This window comes from Exiguobacterium aurantiacum, assembly GCF_024362205.1.
Lineage (GTDB): Bacteria > Bacillota > Bacilli > Exiguobacteriales > Exiguobacteriaceae > Exiguobacterium > Exiguobacterium aurantiacum_B.
Window position 1 is genome coordinate 2,059,458 of the sequence record NZ_CP101462.1, and the last position, 22,088, is coordinate 2,081,545.

At 53.3% G+C, this 22,088-nt stretch carries 25 protein-coding genes, 1 pseudogene and 1 other annotated feature; of the genes and pseudogenes, 6 read left to right on the top strand and 20 right to left on the bottom strand.

Annotated elements, in window-relative coordinates; genetic code table 11:
- Nucleotides 1-15: 15 nt before the first annotated feature.
- The 5 genes from ruvB to NMQ00_RS10700 all read right to left on the bottom strand — a co-directional run bounded on the left by ruvB (nucleotide 16) and on the right by NMQ00_RS10700 (nucleotide 4,991).
- The gene (ruvB, locus tag NMQ00_RS10680; RefSeq protein WP_214719557.1) at nucleotides 16-1,011 is read right to left on the bottom strand and encodes a Holliday junction branch migration DNA helicase RuvB; all 996 of its coding nucleotides are present in this window, start codon (nucleotides 1,009-1,011) and stop codon (nucleotides 16-18) included.
- 10 nt (nucleotides 1,012-1,021) lie between these two features.
- A complete protein-coding gene (gene ruvA / locus NMQ00_RS10685; protein WP_021066894.1) occupies nucleotides 1,022-1,609 on the bottom strand; it encodes a Holliday junction branch migration protein RuvA in 588 nt (195 codons plus the stop codon).
- Between the two features lie 83 nt (nucleotides 1,610-1,692).
- Complete coding sequence (nadA, locus tag NMQ00_RS10690; protein WP_255176680.1) at nucleotides 1,693-2,772, bottom strand: quinolinate synthase NadA; 1,080 nt, start codon at nucleotides 2,770-2,772, stop codon at nucleotides 1,693-1,695.
- The gene (gene nadC / locus NMQ00_RS10695; RefSeq protein ID WP_255176681.1) at nucleotides 2,735-3,604 is read right to left on the bottom strand and encodes a carboxylating nicotinate-nucleotide diphosphorylase; all 870 of its coding nucleotides are present in this window, start codon (nucleotides 3,602-3,604) and stop codon (nucleotides 2,735-2,737) included. Before nadC ends, nadA begins: the two co-directional genes overlap by 38 nt.
- On the bottom strand, nucleotides 3,558-4,991 hold the full coding sequence (locus NMQ00_RS10700; protein ID WP_255176682.1) for an L-aspartate oxidase: 1,434 nt from the start codon (nucleotides 4,989-4,991) through the stop codon (nucleotides 3,558-3,560). Before NMQ00_RS10700 ends, nadC begins: the two co-directional genes overlap by 47 nt.
- Nucleotides 4,992-5,086: 95 nt before the next feature.
- On the opposite strand from NMQ00_RS10700, the gene NMQ00_RS10705 reads away from it, so the two are divergent.
- The 4 genes from NMQ00_RS10705 to NMQ00_RS10720 all read left to right on the top strand — a co-directional run bounded on the left by NMQ00_RS10705 (nucleotide 5,087) and on the right by NMQ00_RS10720 (nucleotide 8,322).
- Nucleotides 5,087-6,217: a cysteine desulfurase family protein gene (locus NMQ00_RS10705; protein ID WP_255176683.1), complete on the top strand. Its 1,131-nt coding sequence runs from the start codon at nucleotides 5,087-5,089 to the stop codon at nucleotides 6,215-6,217.
- The gene (locus tag NMQ00_RS10710; protein ID WP_255176684.1) at nucleotides 6,195-6,734 is read left to right on the top strand and encodes a transcription repressor NadR; all 540 of its coding nucleotides are present in this window, start codon (nucleotides 6,195-6,197) and stop codon (nucleotides 6,732-6,734) included. Before NMQ00_RS10705 ends, NMQ00_RS10710 begins: the two co-directional genes overlap by 23 nt.
- A 104-nt stretch (nucleotides 6,735-6,838) precedes the next feature.
- Entirely contained in the window at nucleotides 6,839-7,420 is a 582-nt protein-coding gene (locus tag NMQ00_RS10715; protein ID WP_255176685.1) for a DedA family protein, read from the top strand.
- 125 nt (nucleotides 7,421-7,545) lie between these two features.
- Nucleotides 7,546-8,322 (top strand): NUDIX domain-containing protein, encoded by a 777-nt coding sequence (locus NMQ00_RS10720; protein ID WP_255176686.1) that lies wholly within the window; start codon nucleotides 7,546-7,548, stop codon nucleotides 8,320-8,322.
- A gap of 146 nt (nucleotides 8,323-8,468) precedes the next feature.
- On the opposite strand, the gene NMQ00_RS10725 is transcribed toward NMQ00_RS10720, so the two are convergent.
- From NMQ00_RS10725 to NMQ00_RS10795, 15 genes and pseudogenes are all read right to left on the bottom strand, one after another.
- Nucleotides 8,469-9,755 (bottom strand): hemolysin family protein, encoded by a 1,287-nt coding sequence (locus NMQ00_RS10725; protein WP_369696443.1) that lies wholly within the window; start codon nucleotides 9,753-9,755, stop codon nucleotides 8,469-8,471.
- Nucleotides 9,756-9,770: 15 nt separating this feature from the next.
- Nucleotides 9,771-11,060 (bottom strand): GTPase ObgE, encoded by a 1,290-nt coding sequence (gene obgE, locus NMQ00_RS10730; protein ID WP_034776868.1) that lies wholly within the window; start codon nucleotides 11,058-11,060, stop codon nucleotides 9,771-9,773.
- Nucleotides 11,061-11,501: a Spo0B domain-containing protein gene (locus NMQ00_RS10735; protein ID WP_255176687.1), complete on the bottom strand. Its 441-nt coding sequence runs from the start codon at nucleotides 11,499-11,501 to the stop codon at nucleotides 11,061-11,063.
- A gap of 76 nt (nucleotides 11,502-11,577) precedes the next feature.
- On the bottom strand, nucleotides 11,578-11,859 hold the full coding sequence (rpmA, locus tag NMQ00_RS10740; RefSeq protein WP_016508537.1) for a 50S ribosomal protein L27: 282 nt from the start codon (nucleotides 11,857-11,859) through the stop codon (nucleotides 11,578-11,580).
- A 12-nt stretch (nucleotides 11,860-11,871) separates the two neighbouring features.
- Nucleotides 11,872-12,207: a ribosomal-processing cysteine protease Prp gene (locus NMQ00_RS10745; RefSeq protein ID WP_255176688.1), complete on the bottom strand. Its 336-nt coding sequence runs from the start codon at nucleotides 12,205-12,207 to the stop codon at nucleotides 11,872-11,874.
- 3 nt (nucleotides 12,208-12,210) lie between these two features.
- Nucleotides 12,211-12,519, bottom strand: a complete 309-nt coding sequence (gene rplU, locus NMQ00_RS10750) for a 50S ribosomal protein L21 (RefSeq protein WP_015881153.1) — start codon at nucleotides 12,517-12,519, stop codon at nucleotides 12,211-12,213.
- A 15-nt stretch (nucleotides 12,520-12,534) separates the two neighbouring features.
- Nucleotides 12,535-12,606, bottom strand: a sequence feature (ribosomal protein L21 leader region).
- Nucleotides 12,607-12,661: 55 nt separating this feature from the next.
- Nucleotides 12,662-13,987: a ribonuclease E/G gene (locus tag NMQ00_RS10755; protein ID WP_255176689.1), complete on the bottom strand. Its 1,326-nt coding sequence runs from the start codon at nucleotides 13,985-13,987 to the stop codon at nucleotides 12,662-12,664.
- Between the two features lie 42 nt (nucleotides 13,988-14,029).
- The gene (gene minD / locus NMQ00_RS10760) at nucleotides 14,030-14,887 is read right to left on the bottom strand and encodes a septum site-determining protein MinD (protein WP_051627738.1); all 858 of its coding nucleotides are present in this window, start codon (nucleotides 14,885-14,887) and stop codon (nucleotides 14,030-14,032) included.
- Between the two features lie 5 nt (nucleotides 14,888-14,892).
- On the bottom strand, nucleotides 14,893-15,561 hold the full coding sequence (locus tag NMQ00_RS10765) for a septum site-determining protein MinC (RefSeq protein WP_255176690.1): 669 nt from the start codon (nucleotides 15,559-15,561) through the stop codon (nucleotides 14,893-14,895).
- A gap of 5 nt (nucleotides 15,562-15,566) precedes the next feature.
- The gene (mreD, locus tag NMQ00_RS10770; protein ID WP_255178713.1) at nucleotides 15,567-16,061 is read right to left on the bottom strand and encodes a rod shape-determining protein MreD; all 495 of its coding nucleotides are present in this window, start codon (nucleotides 16,059-16,061) and stop codon (nucleotides 15,567-15,569) included.
- A gap of 1 nt (nucleotide 16,062) precedes the next feature.
- Entirely contained in the window at nucleotides 16,063-16,953 is an 891-nt protein-coding gene (mreC, locus tag NMQ00_RS10775; protein ID WP_255176691.1) for a rod shape-determining protein MreC, read from the bottom strand.
- Nucleotides 16,954-16,966: 13 nt separating this feature from the next.
- Nucleotides 16,967-18,004 carry a rod shape-determining protein gene (locus tag NMQ00_RS10780; protein WP_255176692.1) on the bottom strand — a complete coding sequence of 346 codons (1,038 nt, stop codon included), beginning with the start codon at nucleotides 18,002-18,004 and terminating at the stop codon, nucleotides 16,967-16,969.
- Nucleotides 18,005-18,208: 204 nt separating this feature from the next.
- A complete protein-coding gene (locus tag NMQ00_RS10785) occupies nucleotides 18,209-19,045 on the bottom strand; it encodes a DUF2785 domain-containing protein (RefSeq protein WP_255176693.1) in 837 nt (278 codons plus the stop codon).
- A gap of 127 nt (nucleotides 19,046-19,172) precedes the next feature.
- The gene (locus tag NMQ00_RS10790) at nucleotides 19,173-19,616 is read right to left on the bottom strand and encodes a hypothetical protein (RefSeq protein ID WP_255176694.1); all 444 of its coding nucleotides are present in this window, start codon (nucleotides 19,614-19,616) and stop codon (nucleotides 19,173-19,175) included.
- Between the two features lie 61 nt (nucleotides 19,617-19,677).
- Nucleotides 19,678-19,824: pseudogene (locus NMQ00_RS10795) on the bottom strand (JAB domain-containing protein); the annotation flags it as partial.
- A 438-nt stretch (nucleotides 19,825-20,262) separates the two neighbouring features.
- Between NMQ00_RS10795 and NMQ00_RS10800 the strand changes: the two are divergent.
- The gene (locus tag NMQ00_RS10800; protein WP_159083127.1) at nucleotides 20,263-20,424 is read left to right on the top strand and encodes a hypothetical protein; all 162 of its coding nucleotides are present in this window, start codon (nucleotides 20,263-20,265) and stop codon (nucleotides 20,422-20,424) included.
- Between the two features lie 235 nt (nucleotides 20,425-20,659).
- Nucleotides 20,660-22,087: a chloramphenicol/florfenicol efflux MFS transporter FexA gene (gene fexA, locus NMQ00_RS10805; protein WP_255176695.1), complete on the top strand. Its 1,428-nt coding sequence runs from the start codon at nucleotides 20,660-20,662 to the stop codon at nucleotides 22,085-22,087.
- The last annotated feature ends 1 nt before the right edge of the window (nucleotide 22,088 follow it).

Here is a 22,088-nt window from a genome sequence, read left to right on the forward strand (position 1 = left end):
TGTCTTGCATATCGTTTACTCCTCTTCATAGCCAAAATGCGTCTTTGCGTACTGGGTGATCATGCGGCCACGCGGCGTCCGTTGCAGGAAACCTTGCTGCAACAAGTACGGCTCATACACGTCCTCGATCGTCTGGGCATCTTCCCCGATCGTCGCGGCGAGCGTCTCAAGTCCGACCGGGCCACCGCCGAACCGTTCGACCATGGCCCGTAACAGCCGGTGGTCGACTTCATCGAGCCCGAGGGCATCGACGTGCAATCGGTCGAGCGCGCTTGAAGCCATGGCCGGATCGATTTCTTTCGTCCCCGCCACTTGGGCGAAGTCACGGACACGGCGCAATAGTCGGTTGGCGATTCGCGGCGTGCCACGGGAACGTTTGGCGATGGCGCCGCTCGCCTCTGGTGAGATGGACAGGCGGAACAGTTGGGCCGTCCGGCTAACGATGGCGGCGAGTTCATGCGTCTCGTAATATTCGAGTTTGAGCGTCACACCAAAGCGATCACGGAGCGGTGCCGACAACATACCGGCCCGCGTCGTCGCGCCGACGAGCGTGAACGGTGGCAAGTCGATGCGGACGCTTCGTGCCATCTCGCCTTGTCCGTAGACGATGTCGAGACAGTAGTCTTCCATCGCAGGATAGAGAATCTCTTCGATCGTGCGGCTCAAGCGATGAATCTCATCGATGAACAGGACGTCGCCCGGTTCGAGCGTCGATAGGATCGCGGCCAGGTCACCAGGTCGTTCGATGGCCGGGCCGGCCGTCGTCTTGATGCCGACGCCCATCTCGTTAGCGATGATTTGGGCGAGCGTCGTCTTTCCGAGTCCCGGGGGACCGTAGAGGAGGACGTGGTCGAGCGTCTCGCTACGCAGCTTCGCGGCTTGGATGAAGATCGACAAGTTGCCTTTCGCCTTCTCCTGTCCGATATACTGCTCGAACTTTTGCGGACGCAAGCTCCACTCTTCTGAGTCTTCATATTGTTGATGGGATTGTGACAACAATCGTTCGTCCATGGTCTCCTCCTTATTTCAATAGCAATTGCAGCGCGCGCTTTATGTAAGCGTCTGTCGTCAATATTTCTGAGTTCAGTTCTTTGCGGACACGGGTGATCTCACGCTCCGAGTAGCCGAGTGCGACGAGCGCCTCGCACGCCTCGTCGAGTTCGGACGCGCCTTGGGCGAACAGTCCCGTGTTCGGAACGTAATCCGGGGCGAGCTCGGACAGCTTGCCTTTCAAGTCGAGCGCCATTTGTTTGGCCGTCTTCTTGCCGACACCCGGGAATTTCATCAAATACTTCTCGTTCTCGGTCTCGATCGCGTCGATGAGCGCGTCCATATCTCCCGAGGCGACGATGGCGAGTGCGCCTTTCGGTCCGATCCCGTTGACGCCGAGCAGTTTATTGAACAGTTCGCGTTCCCGGCGTGAGCGGAAACCATACAGCGTCTGTTGGTCTTCACGCACGTAATGATGCGTAAACACGATTACATGTTCGTCTTGTTCACGATAAAAAAACGGGTTAGGCACATGTACTTTGTAGCCGACGCCCGAAACATCCAACGTTATATATTCCGCGCACACATAGGCGACGGAGCCTTTTACGAATTCAATCACGGTCATATCTCCTCTTCATGGGAAAACTGCATTCATTGTACCATAACCACCGCCACGAAAAAAGGACAGGCGATTGCCTGTCCTCAGTGTGCGAGCATCCGCTCAAGGGCGAGTGTCGCCCATTTTGTCGTCTCTTCGTCGACGCAAATAATATTGACGGGATCCGTCTCGAGCGACTCGAGCGCCCAAAGCAGATGCGGCAAATCGATGCGGTTCATCGTCAAGCACGGACACATATATGGGTTGAGCGAAATGATGTCCTGCTCGGGGTGCGTCGCCGCGAGCCGATTGACCAAATTCATCTCGGTGCCGACGGCCCACTTCGTCCCCGGCGGACTCGCCTCAATCTGGTCGATGATGTATGACGTAGACCCGCCCTCGTCCGCCGCCTGCACGACATCGAACGTGCACTCCGGATGGACGATGATGCGTCGCTCCGGGTCAGCTTTGCGTAACGCCTCGATTTGGGCGACGTTGAACTTCTCGTGGACCGAGCAGTGCCCTTTCCACAGAATCACGCGGACGTCCTCGATGTCACCTTCATAGACGAGTCGTTCCCGGAGCGGGTCCCAAACGGCCATCGCCTCGAGGGGCACCCCTAAATCAAACGCCGTGTTGCGCCCGAGATGCTGGTCCGGTAAGAATAGGATCCGTTCGCCCGCCTCGAGCGCCCAACGGACGATGTCATGGGCGTTCGACGACGTGACCGTCGCGCCCCCGTTCTTGCCGACGAACGCCTTGATGGCCGCCGTCGAGTTGACGTACGTAATCGGGATGATGCCGTCACCGAACGTATCGGTCAGTTCTTCCCACGCGATCTCCGTTTGATCGATATCGGCCATGTCCGCCATCGAGCATCCGGCTCGCATGTCCGGCAAAATGACGATTTGGTCGTCACGCGTCAGCATGTCGGCCGTCTCGGCCATGAAGTGAACGCCGCAGAAGACGATGAACTCCGCCTCACTCATCTGTTCGGCGAGCCGTGCGAGCTGGAGCGAATCTCCGGTCGCATCCGCGAATTGGACGACCTCGTCCTTTTGGTAATGGTGGGCTGGTAAAAACAGTCGGCTTCCGAGCCGTGCCTTGATGGCTTCGATCCGTTGTTCCATCTGTTCAATCGTCAAGTTAGCGTATTGTGTTGGCATCGTTCCGAGTAACTGCATGTTTGATTCCCCCTACTAGGTTTAGACTACAATCGAGCGCCGTCACCGAATGGGTCAACTGCCCGATTGAGATGACGTCGACGCCCGTATCGCGATACGCCGCGATCGTCTCGACGGTGATGCCGCCCGACGCCTCCGTTTTAATATGTGGTGGGACGAGCGCGCGCCACGCCTTCAACTCTTCCGGCGTCCGGTTGTCGAGCATGATGATGTCAGCGTTCGCCGCGATCGCCTCGTGTAACTGTTCGAGCGTCTCGACCTCGACTTCGACAGGCGTCGTATGGCCCGCCAGCATCCGGGCCCGGGCGACCGCATTCGTGATGCCGCCGAGTGCCGTGATGTGATTGTCTTTGATCATGATGGCATCATCGAGCCGGAGCCGATGGTTCTTTCCCCCACCCGAACGGACGGCGTGCTTCTCGAGCATACGAAGCCCGGGTGTCGTCTTCCGTGTGTCCGTGACGGCGATCGTCGGGTCGTCGAGGCGTTCGACGCAGCGCCGGGTCATCGTCGCGATCCCGCTCAAATGTTGGACAAGGTTCAACAGCACCCGTTCCGTCTCGAGTAGCGTCCGCGTCTTGCCGCGCAAAATAAAGAGGGTGTCACCTGCCGAGACGACCGCGCCGTCCGGTTGACATGACTCGACGACGAGCCGTTGCATCTGGGCCATCTCGAGGACGACATCCATGCCGCAGAAGACGCCGTCCACTTTCGCGCTGACCGTTGCGAGCGACGTCTCGCGGTGGTCAATCAACACACTCGAGGCGTCCCCGAACCCGATGTCCTCATTTAGAAATGCCGTCAGCTGTTCGCGCAAAGCGATCTTGTTCATAACCATCCTCCGTCTCTATCATGGCACGGGCCAATAGGCGTGCCGCTTTCAGACTCAACGTCTGTTCACTTAATTGTCTTGACATGTGTTTCGTCTGTACCAGTTGTTGGGTATTTTCTAAGAAACTTGCGATTTCGCCAATCTGAGGCGAGATTGTCAACCATTCCCCAATCTGTTGCCGATAGCGGCTGAACAGATCAAGCGAAACCTCATATACGGTCGTCTCGTTCACCGTGAGCGGCTTCTCCTCCACCGTCACCGTTGCCGCCACCCGCTTCCCGAAAACCCAGCATTCAAGTAACGAGTTTGACGCCAGTCGATTTTTCCCATGGACGCCCGAATCGGCAACCTCACCAACCGCATACAATCCAGCGACGGCCGTGCGACCGTCGGCATCGACATCGACACCACCCATGTGAAAATGCAGCCCGGGCCGGACTGGGATTTGGCAGACGTCAATTCCGTGCGCGTCGCATGTCGCCACCAGTTTCGGAAACCGTTCAGCAATTCGCTCGACGCGGCTCGTATCCAAGTACACGACGCCGTCATGGCGTGTGAGCGTCCGGGCGACCTCATCCCTAGGGGCGAGACTCCCGAGCGGGTGGTAGGCCATTACGTGACGTCCTGACGCGTCGACGAGTGTCGCCCCTGCTCCGCGTAGCGCCTCCGTCACGAGGTGGGGCGACTCGACCGCGAGTAACGTCGGATGGAATTGGATACGGGACAAGTTCGTGAGCACAGCCCCGACCTCGTGCGCCAACACAAGCCCGTCGCCTGTGACCGAGCGACAGTTCGACGTCCAATCGATGAGCCCACCGATCCCCCCGGTCGCCAAGACGACGGCACCGGCCTGGACGTGCAGACGCGTCTCACCGTTGTAACCGGTCGCCCCGCTCACGCGGCCGTCCGACTTCAACAGTGAATCAATCAACACGTGCTCCATGACGGTCACGTTATCTGGAAGTTGACGTCGCAGTGTCGCCATCACGTGACGACCTGTCTCATCGCCACCGACATGAAAGATTCGATTCATGCCATGCGCCCCTTCACGACCGACGGCGTATCCTGTCTCGTCGCGGTCGAAGACGACCCCGAAACGCTCCAAGTCGCGAATCGCGCTCCGTCCTTCTTCGACGAGTGTATAGACACGGTCGGGCATGGCTGCGAGTTTCGAGGCGACGAGCGTATCCCGCTCATGGTCGACGCTCGACGATTCCAAATACGAGCTCGCGATCCCGCCTTGGGCCAGGTCCGAGTTCGCACTCGTCACTTCATGCTTGGAGACGAGTAGGACGTTCAACGTGTGAGGCAGATGGAGCGCGACCGTCACCGCGGCCAAGCCGGCCCCGACAATCAACACATCGACCTTTTCAAACTGTAAAGACATCTGTATATCACCTGTTTTTCATATGTAATGTTGACTTGTAAACTAGTTTCGCATAATTTTGTGAAGAAGACAACATGAGAAAAGGGGAACTTACGATGAACCGTTACTTTGATTATGCGGCGACGCACCCGATGACAAAATCCGCACTCGACCATTACGTGGCGATGGCGCGAAACGTATACGGTAACCCGTCTTCCCTTCATACGCACGGCTACATGGCCGAAGATTACTTGACCGAGTCCCGTCGTCTGTTGAAGCAGGCGCTCGGACTCGACATGCTCCGCGGCAAACTGCTCTTCACCGGGAGCGGCTCCGAGAGCAACTATATCGCCCTCACGAGTCTCCGCAAACGCATGAAAGGCAGTGAAGTCATCACGTCGTGGCAAGAGCACGACTCGGTCGCGCTTCTGCTTGACGAGTGGGAGGCCGAAGGGGTCACCGTCCACCGTTTGAAACTGAAGGACGGTCGCTTCGACCACGAGACGTTCACGCATCTGCTCGACCGGGATATCGGGCTCGTGACGTTCCAACACGTCAACTCCGACACCGGCTGGACGCTCCCGCTCCACAATATCCTCTGCCAATTGAAATATAAGAAAGTGTTGTTCCACGTCGACGGCGTCCAGGCGCTCGGCAAAATCCCCGTCTCGGTCGATGGGATCGATGCCTACTCGTTCAGCGCCCATAAGGTCGGCGGGCCAAAAGGCGTCGGCGGCCTCTATATGGAACGGCTATTGCCCCCGCCCTATTATCCGGGACACCACCAGTACGGCATCCGCCCCGGCACGATTGACGTCCCCGGCATCTGCGCGTTCGTCAAAGCGTTCACCGACCGGCATGAGGCGCGGACACGTCATGAAAGAAATTTCTTGGCGTTTCGTGCTATCTTGAAAGAGAAGACATCGTCATACGTGGATTGGCTCGAGTTCGACCAACAGAGTCCCGCCATCTTTTCGTTCGTCTCGAATCAGCGGGACGGGCAGTGGTGGATGACCGAACTCGACGGGTTCGGCTTCCAAGTGTCGGCAGGCTCGGCCTGTCGGGCCGGCCAGAACGGACCGAACCGGATGCTCGAATCGCTCGGCTATGAAACGAGCGCCTGCCACGGCCTCGTCCGCATTTCCTTCGGCGAAGATACGACCATCGAAGACACGTTGGCACTCGCCGAAGCCATCGTCACTTTAGCAAGGAGAGTAGGATCCTATGAACAAACGCTTAGCCGGTGAAGAACGCCGGCGTACGTTACTAGAAATGATTGAACAGAGCACCGAGCCGATTACCGGCTCCGAGCTCGCCCGCCGCGTCGCCGTCAGTCGACAAGTCGTCGTCCAAGACTTGTCGCTCTTGAAGGCGAAGGGTCATCAAATCGTCGCGACCGCCCGTGGGTACGTCTATCTACCGGGCGAGGCGTCCCCGTCCGCCTACACGCGTAAAATCGTCTGTCGCCACGAGGCCGAGGACATGGAGGCGGAGATGAACGCCATCGTTGACGAAGGCGTCACGATTCGCGACGTCATCATCGACCATCCTGTCTACGGTTCATTGACCGGGCAATTAATGGTGAAGAGCCGCCGCGACGTCCGTGCTTTCCTCGAGCGGGTCGAGGCGAACCAAGCCGCCCCGTTGTCGCATTTGACGGGCGGTTTGCATATCCACACGCTCGAGGCCGATAGCGAAGATGCCATCGATGCCGCCGTCTCGGAACTAGAGCGGCTCGGCGTCCTCGTCTCCGAGCTCGACTAAGATGTCACAAATACGTGACATCTTTTCTTTTGCTTTCGGCCCATGTTCGTTATACTGATGGATGGAATGCATCCTGTACAAAATTTGGAAAGGAGGGAACGGTCATGTGGCACTTCCTCGAGCAACTGTTGCTCGGATGCGGCGTTTTCAGCGTCCCGCTCGGTATCTTCATCCAATTCATCCCGAACGAGCTCGTGCTCGCTTACGGGGGCCACTTGATCGGTTCCCTTGATACGTCGTTCCTGTTCGTCTTCCTGCTTGCCTGGTCGGCGTTCGTTCTCAGTCAAGTCATCTTATATTGGATTGGTCGCTACGGGGGCCGTCCCGTCGCCCTTCGGCTCTACAAGTCATTTCGCATCAGTGAGGCGCAGCAACGCCGGGCTGAAGTCTGGTTCGAGACGTATGGTGCCTGGATTGTCTGTCTGAGCGTCATTTGGCGCCAACTGTTCGCTGTCAGCGCCGGGGTCATGCGCTTATCGTTCCGGAAGTTTTTGACGGTCACCGTCGTCATCTTCGCCGTCTGGTCATTCGTGTTCGTCAAGCTCGGGATGATGCTCGGCAGTAATTGGCGTCACATCGGGGAAGTCACGCACGGGTTCATGCCATATGTCGGCATCGGTATCGGACTGTTCTTCCTCGTCCGCTACGTCCGCGCGAATCCGCGTCTATTTAAAAAGTCAGCCTGAGCAGATTTGCTCGAGCTGACTTTTTTTGAATAGAGGGAAAACGGATCGTGATGACGAATATAGAGACATGAGGAAAGCGTTTTTTTCTCGATATAGAGACAGCCACCTTCAAAGGAGGAATTACCATGTTCCATCGTCGAAAAACGTACACCATCCGTCCTGAACGCTTAGATGAATTCACCGAGTTTTTCCATACATACCTGTATCCGATTCAGGTATCGCACGGCGCCCGTCTCGTCGGTCGTTGGGTGACCGAAGACAAGAGCGAGGTCATGGCCCTCTGGGAATACCGTGACCGCGAGCACTACGAACAAGTCGAACGCGATTACCGCTCGAGCGGCCTACGTCGCGAGGCGATGAAAAAACGGGCCCGTCTCGGAAAAGATTTATATATCAAGTCGAGCGAGGAGTTCATGATGCCGACCGGTCACTATACGCCGCCGCGCACCATCGTCTCCGTGACCGCTTACGTCACGAATGAGGCCGGCGAAGTGTTGCTCGTTCAGAACACGCACCGGAGCGACACGTACGAGATGCCGGGCGGTCAAGTCGAGGAGCATGAGTCGATCGTCGACGCCGTGCACCGCGAAGTGAAAGAAGAAACCGGTGTTGATATTGAAGTCGAAGGCATCACCGGCATCTATCAAAACGTGTCCTCCCGCGTGCTCTGCGTCACATTCCGCGCCCGCTACGTCTCGGGCGACCTGCAACCGCAGGAAGGTGAGACGCAAGAAGTCGGCTTCTTCAAGGTAGACGCCTCGAACGTCGGCGACTATATCAAACGCGATCACTTCCAGATGCGGCTCGTTGATGCAATCGACCCGACGTATATGCCGCATGCCATCTATAAAGTACGCCCTTACGAGCTGCTCGAACGTGTCGAGCGCCATCATACCGTTTGAATGACATGGATGGAGTCAAATAATTACCCCAGACCAAGGCTTTCATAGCTCGCCCCTAGGAAAGCGGAGACACCGGAAGAACGAGCAACTATACGCTCCAACAAAAAAGGAGGGACCGCCAACCGGCGGTCCCTCCTTCAGTTCGTTTATGCTTGTTCAGCCGGTTCGGATTGACCCGTCTCGACGAGCAATTTGCGAATCCGACGTTTTTCGACGTGGAGAACGGTGAACGTCATGTCATCATACGTGACACGCGCACCTTTCTCTGGAATGTCTCCTAATAGTTCGACGATCCAACCACCCATCGTGTTGGCATCTACTTCGGGTTCTTTAATTCCCATCTCATCAGCGAACTCATCGACATCCATGTCGGCCATACACTCATAGACCCCGTCACGAAGTCGTCTCAAATAGACGATCGATTCGTCGTGCTCGTCCCAAATGTCTCCGACGAGCTCCTCGAGCATATCTTCGAGTGTGATCAGGCCAGCCGTCCCTCCGAATTCGTCGAGGACGACGGCCATGTGCGATTGTTTTTGCTGGAGCACAGGAAGCAGCTCAATCAATTTTGTCTGCGGCGATACGTACGTGAGCGGACGAATGAGCGAACGAACGTCCGTCACTTCATCACGCATCATCGAACGAAGGAAATCACGCTCTGACAACACCCCGATGACGTTGTCGATCGAGTCTTTATACACCGGCAGACGAGAATGTCCACCGCTAAAGATCGTGTCTTTGATTTCTTCAAGCGTATCGTCGATGTCGACGGCGAGGATGTCGATCCGCGGCGTCAACACATCGTCGACGGTGATGTCGTTGAAGGCGAAGGCGCTATGCACGAGTTCCGCTTCGGTCTCGCCGAGCACCCCTTCTTCTTCTCCCATGTCGACGAGCACTTTCAACTCTTCTTCGGTCACCGACGGTTCTTTGTCGTTCATCCCGATCATACGGAGCACCAACTTCTTCAAACCGGTAAAGATCATCGTCACCGGTTTCAAGACTTTGACGAGGAACAACAAGATTCCGCTGATGAGAAGCGAATACTTCTCCGCGAACTCTTTCGCGAGCGACTTCGGTAAAATCTCACCGAAAATCAAGATGACGACGGTCGTCGCGAACGTCGAGATGACGAGACCAGTCCCGCCCGAGTAAATACTCGTGGCGATAGCCGTCGATACTGTCGCAGCACCGATGTTGACGATGTTGTTCCCGACGAGGATTGTCGAGAGCGTGTCGTCGAACCGGTCGACGAGGTGGAGGACGCGTTTGGCGCCCTTATCCCCATCCTCCGACATACGAATCATCCGGACACGGTTCACACTTGAGAGCGCGGTCTCGGCTGAAGAGAAGAAAGCTGACAATATAATTAAAACTGCATAAAGAATTAAACTAGACGAGGGCACAGGGTCCACGTTTACTTCACACTCCATTTCATTAATAAAAGATTATTCGACAAATTCGAATTCAAAGTCTAGGATGGCGACGACGCTGCCGTCTTCGGCACCCAACTTGCGAAGGTCGTCATCGACGCCCATTTGACGCATTTGACGCGCGAAGCGTTTGATCGACTCATCGTGATCGAAGTTCGTCATCTTGAAGAGCTTCTCGATGCGCGGCCCCGTGATCACGAAGCGTTCGTATTCATCGACATGAATCTGATACCCTTTCTCTTCCTTCTCGTAACGATAAACGACACGTGGTGTAGCCGTCTTCTCTTCGAGCTCTTCGAGTGGGAACTCAGGTGTCGAGTCCACGAGATTAGCTACTTCGATGAGCAGGTTGCGAAGTCCTTCTTTGGCGAGTGCCGAGATCGGGAAGACTTTGACGTCGTCTCCGATTTTCTTCTGGAACTCTTCAAGTAATTCCGGCGCATCCGGCATATCCATCTTGTTGGCGACAACGATTTGCGGACGCTCGAGGAGGCGTAAGTTATACGACTCGAGCTCGCGGTTTATCGTCGTGTAGTCTTCGAACGGGTCGCGCCCTTCCATGCCGCTCATATCGATCATATGGACGATGACTTTCGTCCGTTCGATGTGACGTAAGAATTGGTGACCGAGACCGACGCCTTGGCTCGCCCCTTCGATGAGTCCTGGCAAGTCGGCCATGACGAAGTCACGGTCGTCCGCCGTCTTGACGACACCGAGGTTAGGTGTGATTGTCGTGAAGTGGTACGCGCCGATTTTCGGACGTGCCGACGAGACGACTGACAAGAGTGTCGATTTCCCGACTGACGGGAATCCGACGAGACCGACGTCAGCGAGCAATTTCAACTCAAGACGCAATTCTCGCTCTTGACCTGGCTCTCCGTTCTCGGCGATCTCTGGTGCCGGGTTGGCTGGCGTCGCGAAACGACAGTTCCCGCGGCCACCACGTCCGCCTTTGGCGATCGTGGCCCGTTGGCCGTGCTCGGTAAGGTCGGCGATGACCGTATCGGTCGATGCATCGAACACGATTGTGCCTGGTGGGACTTTGACGACGAGCGGCTTCGCTTTTCGTCCGTGCATGCCTTTCGACATCCCTTTTTCACCATCATGGGCGATAAACTTTTTCGAGAAGCGGAAATCTACGAGCGTGCGCAATCCTTCTTCTACTTCGAATACGACGTCACCACCGTGACCGCCGTCTCCTCCTGCTGGTCCACCGTCTGGAACATACTTCTCGCGGCGGAACGCAACCATCCCTTTACCGCCGTCTCCAGCTTTCACAAAAATATTAACCTGATCGACAAACATTTAATTCCCCTCCTTTATAACGAACGTAGAACATTCTACTGTCTGCTCGTACACTTCGTCTGACGTGAACACGTCGTCCGGCACATGACCGAAGACTCGGACCATCAGTCCGTCCGTGAACGTCACATGAATCGGTCCATCCGTTCCTGACAGAAGACGGACAAGCTTGTCCGCCACGCGCGCGTCGTCGAGCGACACGCGGTCGGCTGATACCTTATAGGTCAACCGCCCTTCCCAGTTCGCTTGCATGATGACGAGACTCGTCGTCGGCAAATCCAAGCGAATGAGCGCACTCTCCTCGTCGGCGTGCTGACGATATCGCTCGTACAGCTCCTCGAGTCTATCAGGCTCGAGCGCCGCGTACAAGGAGATCATCTGAAGCCGATTCATCCATTCGTGACGGACGGTCGATAATAGTTTCAGTGCTGCCTGTGAGTTCATGCAATCCTCTCCTAGGTAAAACTAGTAAAAAAGACTCTAACCAAATAAGTGGCTAGAGTCTTCTGCGTGGTTCTACTTACGCAACTGGGTAAACGCTCACTTGTTTCTTGTCGCGACCAAGACGCTCGAAGCGTACTACGCCGTCAACTTTAGCAAACAATGTGTCGTCGCCACCACGGCCTACGTTTTCACCTGGGTGAATTTTCGTACCGCGTTGACGGTAGAGAATCGATCCAGCTGAAACCGTTTGTCCGTCAGCGCGTTTAGCGCCGAGGCGTTTCGAAATCGAGTCACGACCGTTTTTAGTCGATCCTACTCCCTTTTTCGATGCGAAGAACTGAAGGTTCAATTGTAACATGAGGTCCACCTCCTATTGTTCAATTTGGATATAATCACCGTAACTATGGGCGATCGTGTCTAGTTGCACGAGCATCCCTTCTAATAACAATTGGGTGCGAGTCATATCCTCCGGTGATAGGTCAGGATACGTCTCGACATAAAAGTAGCCACCCTCTGTTTTGTCTGCCATTTCTACAAGAAGCGACTGACCGGCGAGTACCTCGACAGCGTTGTATGCCCCAAAGATGATGGCAGAAACGCCGGCACATACCAAGTCAGAACCGGGTTCAGCAAAGTTGGCGTGACCTGTCACTTCGACGGAACGAATCGACTTCGTCTCGTCTCGTCTGACCGTTACTCGAATCATAGCTTACGCTTCGATTTTCTCGATGCGAACTTTCGTGTAAGGCTGACGGTGACCTTGCTTACGACGGTAGTTTTTCTTAGCTTTCATTTTGAAGACAGTGATCTTCTTAGCGCGGCCGTGTTTTACCACAGTACCGACAACTTTAGCGCCCTCTACGAGTGGAGCTCCGACTTTAACATCGTCACCACCAACGAAAAGAACTTCACCGAATTCTACAGTACCCTCGACATCAGCATCGAGTTTTTCGATGTAGATCTCTTGACCTGCTTCAACTTTGATTTGCTTACCACCAGTTTTGATGATTGCGTACATATACGTGCACCTCCTTATTAAACTCAGACTCGCCATCCAGGGCAGGGCGAAACCATTTCAACCCGTTCTGTGCGGTTGTAGCCATTTGGGTGCTTCCAAACGAACTAACGTTATAGATAATACCACTCTCGTTCAATCGTTGTCAATGACGAGATACGAAATTCTGACATTCCTCGAGCGTCCCGTAGAACGCCACATCCGGTTCCCCGTCAACGAGGAGGACCGTACAGTCAAAACCGTCCCACGACGCGTCGTGCCACTTGCTTGGGAGCGTCAAGACGACCGCGTCGACTTCTGGTGCCAATTCCATCAAGGCACGTTCGAGCCGGGAAAAGATGGCGAGCTTGGATGGGCTACCGTTATACGTCATCCGGTCTTGCATCGAGCGGCCCGTGCGTTCCCGAGACAGCTCGAACAAGCCCATGCGAGTGAAACCGTACACTTCGATGCGGCGCGGGTCGCGGGCCCCGAGCTCTTTCATCTTCTTCAAGAGTCGGGCCTGTCCGTCTTTTGAACCGCGCAGGAAGTCGATGACGACCATGCCGCCGATATTGCGCAGCCGGAGCTGCTCCATGACCGCATAGAGCGCGGCCTCGTTGATCGTGTCGGCCGCCCGTCCCTTGTCCTTGACGGCGACGTTCTTGCCGCTGTTGACGTCGATGACGGTCATCGTCTCGACTTGTTCAATCAAGACGTACGAGCCACCTTCGAGCCAGACGACGCGCTGTCCGAGCTTCTCGATCGCTCCATCGAGCCGGACTGCTTCTTTCATCCGGCCTTTGCCGACGTGGCGTTCGACATTGACCTCGAGCCGCGTCAATCGCTCTTGCGCTTCCTTGTCGTTCAACATGACCGACTCGACCGCATGACGACGCACAAACTGTTCACACAACAGCTCATCCTGCCCGCGGCGTGCCATCATGACGTCCGCGGCGCGACTCCGTAGCAAGGCGAGTTCTTCTTGAAGGACGTCTGGGCTCGCCTGCCCCGACTCCGTCCGGAACAAGACGCCTTCTGTCTCTTCGAGCTCGAACACTTTCGATAACCGGTCCTGGGTGACGAGGTCGAGTTTCCGGCTATACAGCTGACGGCGTCCGTATGGGAAGTAGACGATGTAGCGTCCGCCGAAGCGGATGTTCTCCGTCACTTTATGATGTTTGCCGTTGATGCCTTCTTTCGTCACTTGGACGAGGCGTTTGTCACCGACGACGGCCGCCTGGCCGATGCCCGGCACGTTCGGATACGCCTCGAGCGCTTTCAGCGTCTCGGCGATCGGCAGGAAGAACGTCGTCTCGCCGGTCGTTAAAAACGCGGCGCCGAGCGACGGGTGAATCCGTTCGATTGCGGCCTCGAGAATCGTCCCGACCGACAGTTGGTCGATGAAACGTTCCTCGACCTCGAGGAGGCGTTCCCCATCGACGAGCATGGCCCGTTCGATGGACGGGGTCCGTTCATAGATCAATCGCACACGTATCTCTCCTTTCGACACAAAAAGGCAACTTTCGTTGCCTTAGGCTTTTTTCATTCCAAATTTCATCATCAGCCGCGTCCAGAAGCCGACCGGTTTTTGCTCGGTCTGGATCGACATAAGCGGCACCGACTCGCCGAGAATGCGGCGCGTGATGTTGCGGTACGCTTGTCCGGCATTGTTGTCCGGGTTCATCGTGACCGGCACGCCGCGGTTCGCAGCGGCGATGACTTCTTCATCGTCGACGACGACGCCGAGCAGGTCGATCGACAAGATGCGCATGATGTCATCGATGTCGAGCATGTCGCCTGATTCGACGAGGTGGTTTTTGACGCGGTTGACGATCAGTTTCGGCGCAGCGACATGTTCCGCTTGCTCGAGCATGCCGATGATGCGGTCCGCGTCTTGGACGGCCGCCTTCTCAGGCGTCGTCACGACGACAGCCTCGTCGGCGCCGGCGATGGCGTTCATGAAACCTTGCTCGATGCCGGCCGGGCAGTCGATCAACACGAAGTCGTATTCCGTCTTCAGCTGGTCGATGATCTCTTTCACTTGCTCCGGTTGGACCGACGTCTTGTCTTTCGACTGGGCCGCAGGCAAGAGGTACATCTCTTCGAACCGCTTGTCACGGACGAGCGCCTGATGCAATTTGCACTGGCCGTTGATGACGTCGACGAGGTTATAGATGCTCCGGTTGTCGAGTCCTAAGATGATATCCAAGTTCCGTAGACCGATATCCGTATCGACGAGACAGACCGAGTGGCCAGACAATGCGAGGCCCGTCCCGAGGTTCGCGGTCGTGGTCGTCTTCCCGACGCCACCTTTCCCCGACGTCACGACGATGGCCCGACCTTTCTTCACTTCTTTAGCTGTATGTACAGGCTCTACTACTTGCTCCATCAAACTCACCCTCTCTGTAATTCCATTGCATATGCGTCTTTCAGCCCAGTCATGACTTGACGGAGACGCGTCATTTCAATGCCCTGATTCGTCTGATACGCGCATCCCATCTCGATCTCCGGAAGCTCCTCGTCGTCGTCCGACGCGAGCACGTGTTCACCGATCGCTAAAAACTTCGGATGGAGCAGGCTGGCGGTGATGACCGCTTCCTCCCATCCTTCGACACCGGCACGCACATTTCCTCGTATCGTCCCTAAACAATAGATGCTGCCCGTCGCCCGAACCTCGGACCCCGGGTTGATGTCTCCGATAATGAGCACCGAGCCATCGAAATCGAGCACTTGCCCGCTTCGAATCGTCCCACTATGGTAATGGAACGTCTTTTTGCCGTAGGTCGCTTTCGCCACTTCGGTCAACATGACCTCGCTTGACAGCTCCTCGATATAAAAAACGCCATGACGAGCGACGACTTCACGAATTTGACGTGACAGCTCCTCGTCGATGTAACGAGTACCCGCGTGCAATTTGAGTGCAATCTTCCCAGAGGGCGGCTCCATTTCTTGTAACGTGGCCTCAAGCTCTCCGAGCACCTCATCGATGCCACTCCGTGGATTGAAGTGGATTGCAATACCGTTGCGATGTCCTTTTATCGTAATATGTCGTTTACGCTCCATCATGGCTACCCTCTTTTCGCTATAGGCCGCGGCGCCACGTATCGCGTCATCGGCACGTATAACAGTGCGATGGCGACAGCGTTGACGGCGAGCGTCCCTGGAATCTGTTCAACTAATAGTGTTTGAATGGTCATGGTCGTCCCACCGACCGCCGTCATGACACTGAAGATCCCGAAAGAAAACACGAGAATCATGAATGTGAACGTGATGACGACCGAGAAGAAGTTCTCACCTATATATTTTAACACGAAGCTGACTAAGAGAGGAATGAGTGAAAAAGTAAATAAGTAAATTCCGAGCAAGTCGGTGTAGACGATGTCATACAATAGCCCGAAGACGAGACCGAATCCGAGCGCCGACTCCCAGCGGCCATACAAACTGACGTACATCAAGCCGATCAACGTCAAATACAAAAACGGCGTCACATAGTGCCACGAGAAGATGGCGGCCCATGTCCCTTCAATAAGAAAGAGGAGGAACAGGGCGATGAACACTTTCATGTTACTCACCCGCTGCTCCTCCTTCCTCGGGACCCGACAAAAACGGTTCGTCGAGCGTTCGATCGATGACAAACATTTGCGAGAACTCATTGAAGTCCGCCTCAGGTTTGATGCGGGCGACTTGAGACACGCCATATTCGTCGGTTTCAATCGACTCGACCGTACCGATGACGAGGCCGGCCGGATAGCGTCCACCAAGACCTGACGTCGACACGATCTCGCCTTCTTTCAACTTGACGCTGTTCGAGACCTTCGTGAAGAAGAGCTCGTTCGTCTCGCTGTCAAAGCCGTCGATCGTCCCGTACGTCGCCTTGCCGTCCTCATCTTTGACGACGGCCGAGACGTTGTTCGTCCGGTTGTTGTCAGAGAGGAGTTGCACTTGCGACGTGTAGGCGCTCGTCTGGATGACGCGACCGACCATACCGCCGGCGGCCGTGACGGCCATGCCTTTTTCGACACCGCGTTCTTCCCCGACGTTGATCGTCACGTAGCGCTGCCAGTCGTTCGGCGTACGCCCGATCACTTCGGCGGGAATCAAGTCGAAGTCACGGAGCGACGTGTCGGACGCCTCGACCATTTGCCGCAATTCTTCATTCTCACGGCGAAGGTCATCGGCCTCGACCGACACTTCCGCGTATTTCGTCAAATGTTGTTTCAATTGACGATTCTCTTCATAAATATCTCGTACGTTCGAAATCGAGGACACGGTACTGTCCATCCAGCCGATCGGCACCGTGAACACCCGTTGGAACGTTCCGACCACATCACGCGTGACGTCTTGGTACCAGGCGGATTCCGACCGTCCTCGAATCGAAACCCCTAAGATTACTACGAATAAGATGATACCGATCAGCGTGATGATGAGCTTTTTATTGCGTACGAACCGGCTCATCGTGTGTCACCACTCATCGACGCGACGAGATGCCTGATTTTGAACGGAGGACGTCCATCATTTCAAGAGATTTTCCTGTCCCGATGGCGACGCAATCGAGCGGCTCATCCGCGACGAGTGTCGGGATGTGTGTCTCATCCGAAATGACGTCATCCAAGTTTTTAAGGAGCGCTCCACCGCCTGTGAGGACGATGCCGCGGTCCATAACGTCAGCCGCAAGTTCCGGTGGCGTCTGCTCGAGCGTTTGTTTTACGCCCGCGAGGATCGCTTCAACCGTATCCGAGAGTGCTTCGCACACTTCAGCAGCCGAGACTTCGATTTGTTTTGGAAGACCTGTCACGAGGTCGCGACCACGGATTTCCATTTTCTCATCTTCGTTCGAAGCGTCGATGCGAGCCGAACCGACTTCCATCTTGAGCGTCTCTGACGTCCGCTCCCCGATCATGAGGTTGTATTTGTTTTTGATGTAACGAATAATGGCGTCATCCATTTCGTCACCGCCGACACGAATCGATTGGCTCGTCACGATGCCGCCGAGTGAGATCACTGCGACTTCGGTCGTACCGCCACCGATATCAACGACCATCGAGCCTGTCGGTTCCCAAACCGGGAGACCGGCGCCGATTGCTGCCGCGAACGGTTCTTCGATCGTGTACGCTTCACGCGCGCCCGCTTGCTTGGCTGCGTCTTCGACGGCACGTTTTTCGACTGACGTGATGCCGCTTGGCACACAAATCATGACGTTCGTCTTCGATGAGAACAAACCGCTCTTCGACTTCTGTGCTTGCTCCATAAAGTATTTGATCATCGTCGCTGTCGTCTCGAAGTCGGCGATTACCCCATCTTTCATCGGACGGCGTGCCGTGACGTTGCCCGGCGTACGTCCAATCATATCCTTGGCCTGGTTACCCACGGCCTCAATTCTACCTGTATCTGTACGGAACGCCACTACGGACGGTTCACGAACAACGATGCCTTGACCTTTTACATAAACGAGCGTATTTGCCGTTCCAAGGTCGATTCCGATTTCTCGGTTAAAACTACGAAACATACGTGCTGCTCCTCTCTTGGTTACACTATTTTTTATTATAACGGAAAAATCATGTTTGAAAACGTTCATTCGATTACAGGTTATTTACAATAACGCGAATCTCAGTCCAGTCTCACCGTTTATTAGTGTGCCTTCTTTTCGGGAAAAAGGCAAATCAAAAAGCAAGCGTGTGAAAGCGCCTGCCTAGATTTTTACGGGTTCTCGTCAAATCTGCTTTAACGTCTCGAATACGGCGGTTTGAAGCATCGGTCGGTTTACATCGTACAATTTCACGAAGAAGCTCTTTAGAAACGTTTTCACGTTATGGACGACGTGCCAATAATGCTCGGGATCGAGTTGCTGTTTTTGTGCGCTCAGTTGAGCCGGCAGGCCGTCTAATAGAACGACGATTTTGTGCTCGTCCATCCCGCGCTGCAGCAGGGAGAAGATGGGATTCAGCAAGCGCTCATCCTCGTCGTGCAAGTAAACGGTCGGAAACATCACCTTGTCCCACAACGCCTCGAGGATCTCACCGAACTCCGTCTCGTCGAAGGATGGATGCAAGACGAGCTCGTCAAAGGTATCGGCCACATGGGCAATCGCATGGGCCCAACCTTTTGTGGGCACGTACCCTCTCGTATCGATTTCACAATCGAGATACGCCAGGAGCTTTGCCTTCAACATCTCGAGATCCGGTTCCGATAAAAATCCTTGTTGACGGTCTTGATGCACGATCAAGGCGATCAATAACGTCGAGAACGCCCGCGTGAAGACGGTATCTGATGCCGCTTCTCCGATACCGTGAAACAAGTGGTATTTGAGCGTCGTATTGAAGAGATCAGTCAGTTGTTCGTTCGTCAGTTGCTCGTCTTCGATGATGAACTGGTAAAAGAGCGTATAAATCAACTGATCTCGAAGTTCAGGGTCCGTCGAGCCGATGTGATGGAGCATCGATCGAATGACCCGCTCCTCGTCTAACTCTTGTAATCGAACCGTCCCGTCCTTGATGTCCGTCAACATCAACTTCAACTCTTGTTCTTGATAAAGGATTTCCTCTTTCATATCTGATCACCTTCCTTCTTCGTAGGTCGTATGCCAACGTCTACTCTCGGTGTTCGACGCAGCCGTTGATGACTCCTTCCAACACAAAAAAGCAGGTCTGGATGCGCCTGCTTCGTTCGCATAATATTTAGAGGCCTGGTTGGAGCGGGAGCAAGAGCATCGCCCCGTAAAAAAATACAGTAAAGATCAATACCGGTCGAAAGAACCGCGACGGTTGTTGTCGGGTCGCCCCTGCCAAAAAGCTCGACGTCGTCACAACGAACAGATAAACCCCGATATACATGAAAATGAGTTGTGGGATGACCTGCCACGCCTGTAAATCGAGCGAGGAATTGAACCAGGCGACAAATAGAGCGACATACACAATCCATGCGACAACCCCGATGCCGACACCGACGAGCGGCGAGACGTGGTCGAGCCAATGGCTTTCTCGTTGGAACCGTTGAAACAGTGCCACACTAATGAAGACGAACAACGCAAACACGACGAGTGATAATACAAGTGGTTCGAGCGGGACGAAACTCGCGACAATCGCGACAACAAGCATTAATAACCAAATCAGTTTTTCCATATGAACACCTCGTCTATCAGTATAGCAAATGGATATGTCATTTGGAAAATAAATCCCAGTCTCAACCGTTCCTATAGCCCCGCTGCTTCATACTGACGTAGTGGTCTTCCCCGATAATCACGTGATCGAGACACGCGATACCGACGATATGGCCCGCCTCGACGAGCCGTTCTGACACCTCGATATCTTCCCGGCTCGGGGTTGCGTCTTATCAAGAGTAAATTACTAAAAATCCATTAACATCAATGTTTTTACTTTAAGGACATATATTTAACGCATTAAATCAAAAGAAAAAATACAATGTAATTATGAGATGACAATTGATTACGGTCATAAGAATGTACCACAAATAAAAAAAGTAACTCCTTTTTATTTTATCGAGGAATTAGGCTTTTGACCTGCAACAATCACGCCCAATTTCGGAATATCTATAATATGATTTCGATCTTAAATTATCATCTTTAACTGACGCTACCTGCTCGTTAAAGTAGACATATTTAAAAAAGTTTATACTGCACCTGCCTTTATTATGTAAGTAAAAGTAGTAAAGCTTTAAATTGGTTTTCAAAAAAGTAGGGTTGATTATTTCTTTTTCATCAATTATTATTGTGTTATTATCACAATATGAGAAAGGAGGCAAAAATTTATGGGAATTGATTTCATTAATGTCGAGTTTAGAAAGCATGTAAAAGTTTCAGGGGATTTAGGTACAACGGGATCAGTATGTCCTTTTTTACAAAAACAAAAAATGGAAATCACTACCGGAAAAATTTTTGCCTCCTTTTATATAATGGGCAAAAATTTATGAATCTATTGCATTTGTAAAAATGCATACGAATGATTAGGCACCGGTTGTTAAACTGGTGCCTTTTTTTGTTTGATCAGTTCAGTTAGTTTGGAGAACCGAATCTTTAATCATGCTGTAGAAATATGGTGAGTTAGTTGATTGGGTTTTACAATATAAATGATTATGAGGTGAGGTTTATGGTGAAAGCAGTGGATTTAGCCTCCTAAAATCACAATATATTTTAGGAGGAAATAAAATGAAAAAGGATAGTAAATCTAAAGAAATGATTCAATCTGAAAAAAGGGGTTCTACTAGGCTCTTAATGATGGTACTCTCCCTATCTGTACTTGTAGGTGCAATTACGGCTGATTTTGTCAATCCCGTACTTCCACTAATAAGCAAAGATTTAGAAGCTTCGAAATCTCAAGTGATTTGGATAGTTAGTGGTCTTGCACTTGTTCTTGCGATTGGAGTTCCGATTTATGGTCGAATCTCAGACTTTTTTGAGTTACGAAAGCTATATATCTTTGCCATTATGATTCTGGCAAGTGGTAGTCTTTTATGTGCAATTGCCACGAACCTTCCATTGTTGGTTTTGGGAAGAATGGTTCAGGGTGCTGGGATGTCCGCAATTCCAGTTCTATCAGTCATTGCAATTTCGAAGGTTTTCCCACAAGGAAAACGTGGGGGAGCTTTGGGAATTATCGCAGGAAGTATTGGTGTTGGAACTGCTGCTGGTCCAATATTTGGTGGAGTGGTTGGTCAATATTTAGGGTGGAATGCCTTGTTTTGGTTCACATTTTTGTTAGCCATTATGCTTGTTATTGGTGCCTACTACGCGTTACCGACAATTAAACCGGCAGAATCCGTAGGAAGCAATAAGAACTTTGATTTCATTGGTGGTTTATTGCTCGGCCTCACAGTAGGATTACTCCTTTTTGGTATCACTCAAGGGGAAACTTCTGGTTTTTCTTCGTTCTCATCGTTAACTAGCCTAATTGGTTCTGTTGTAGCTTTGGTAGGGTTTATTTGGAGAATTGTTACCGCAGAAAATCCATTTGTACCACCTGTCCTGTTCAATAACAAGGATTATGTCAATACGGTCATAATTGCATTTTTTTCGATGTTTGCTTATTTCGCTGTTCTTGTGTTCGTCCCATTGCTAGTCGTTGAGGTGAATGGACTCTCTTCTGGACAGGCGGGAATGATATTGTTGCCAGGTGGTGTGGCTGTTGCAATCTTATCTCCCTTCGTTGGCCGTCTTTCTGATCGATTTGGGGATAAACGTCTGATAATTACAGGGATGACTCTGATGGGGCTGTCTACCTTATTCTTGTCCACCTATGCATCTGGTGCTTCACCTTTGTTAGTTTCCGTGGGGGTCCTCGGAGTAGGGATTGCTTTTGCATTCACGAATTCTCCCGCAAATAACGCCGCAGTAAGTGCACTCGAAGCAGACAAGGTTGGTGTCGGAATGGGGATTTTCCAAGGTGCTTTGTACCTTGGAGCAGGAACTGGAGCAGGTATGATTGGAGCATTATTATCCGCTCGACGTGATGCTACTGAGCCGATAAATCCATTATATATATTGGAAGCTATGTCCTACTCAGATGCGTTCCTTGCAGCTACAGGGGCAATACTCATTGCCTTAATAGCTGGATTAGGTTTAAAAAAGCGTGGGTAAT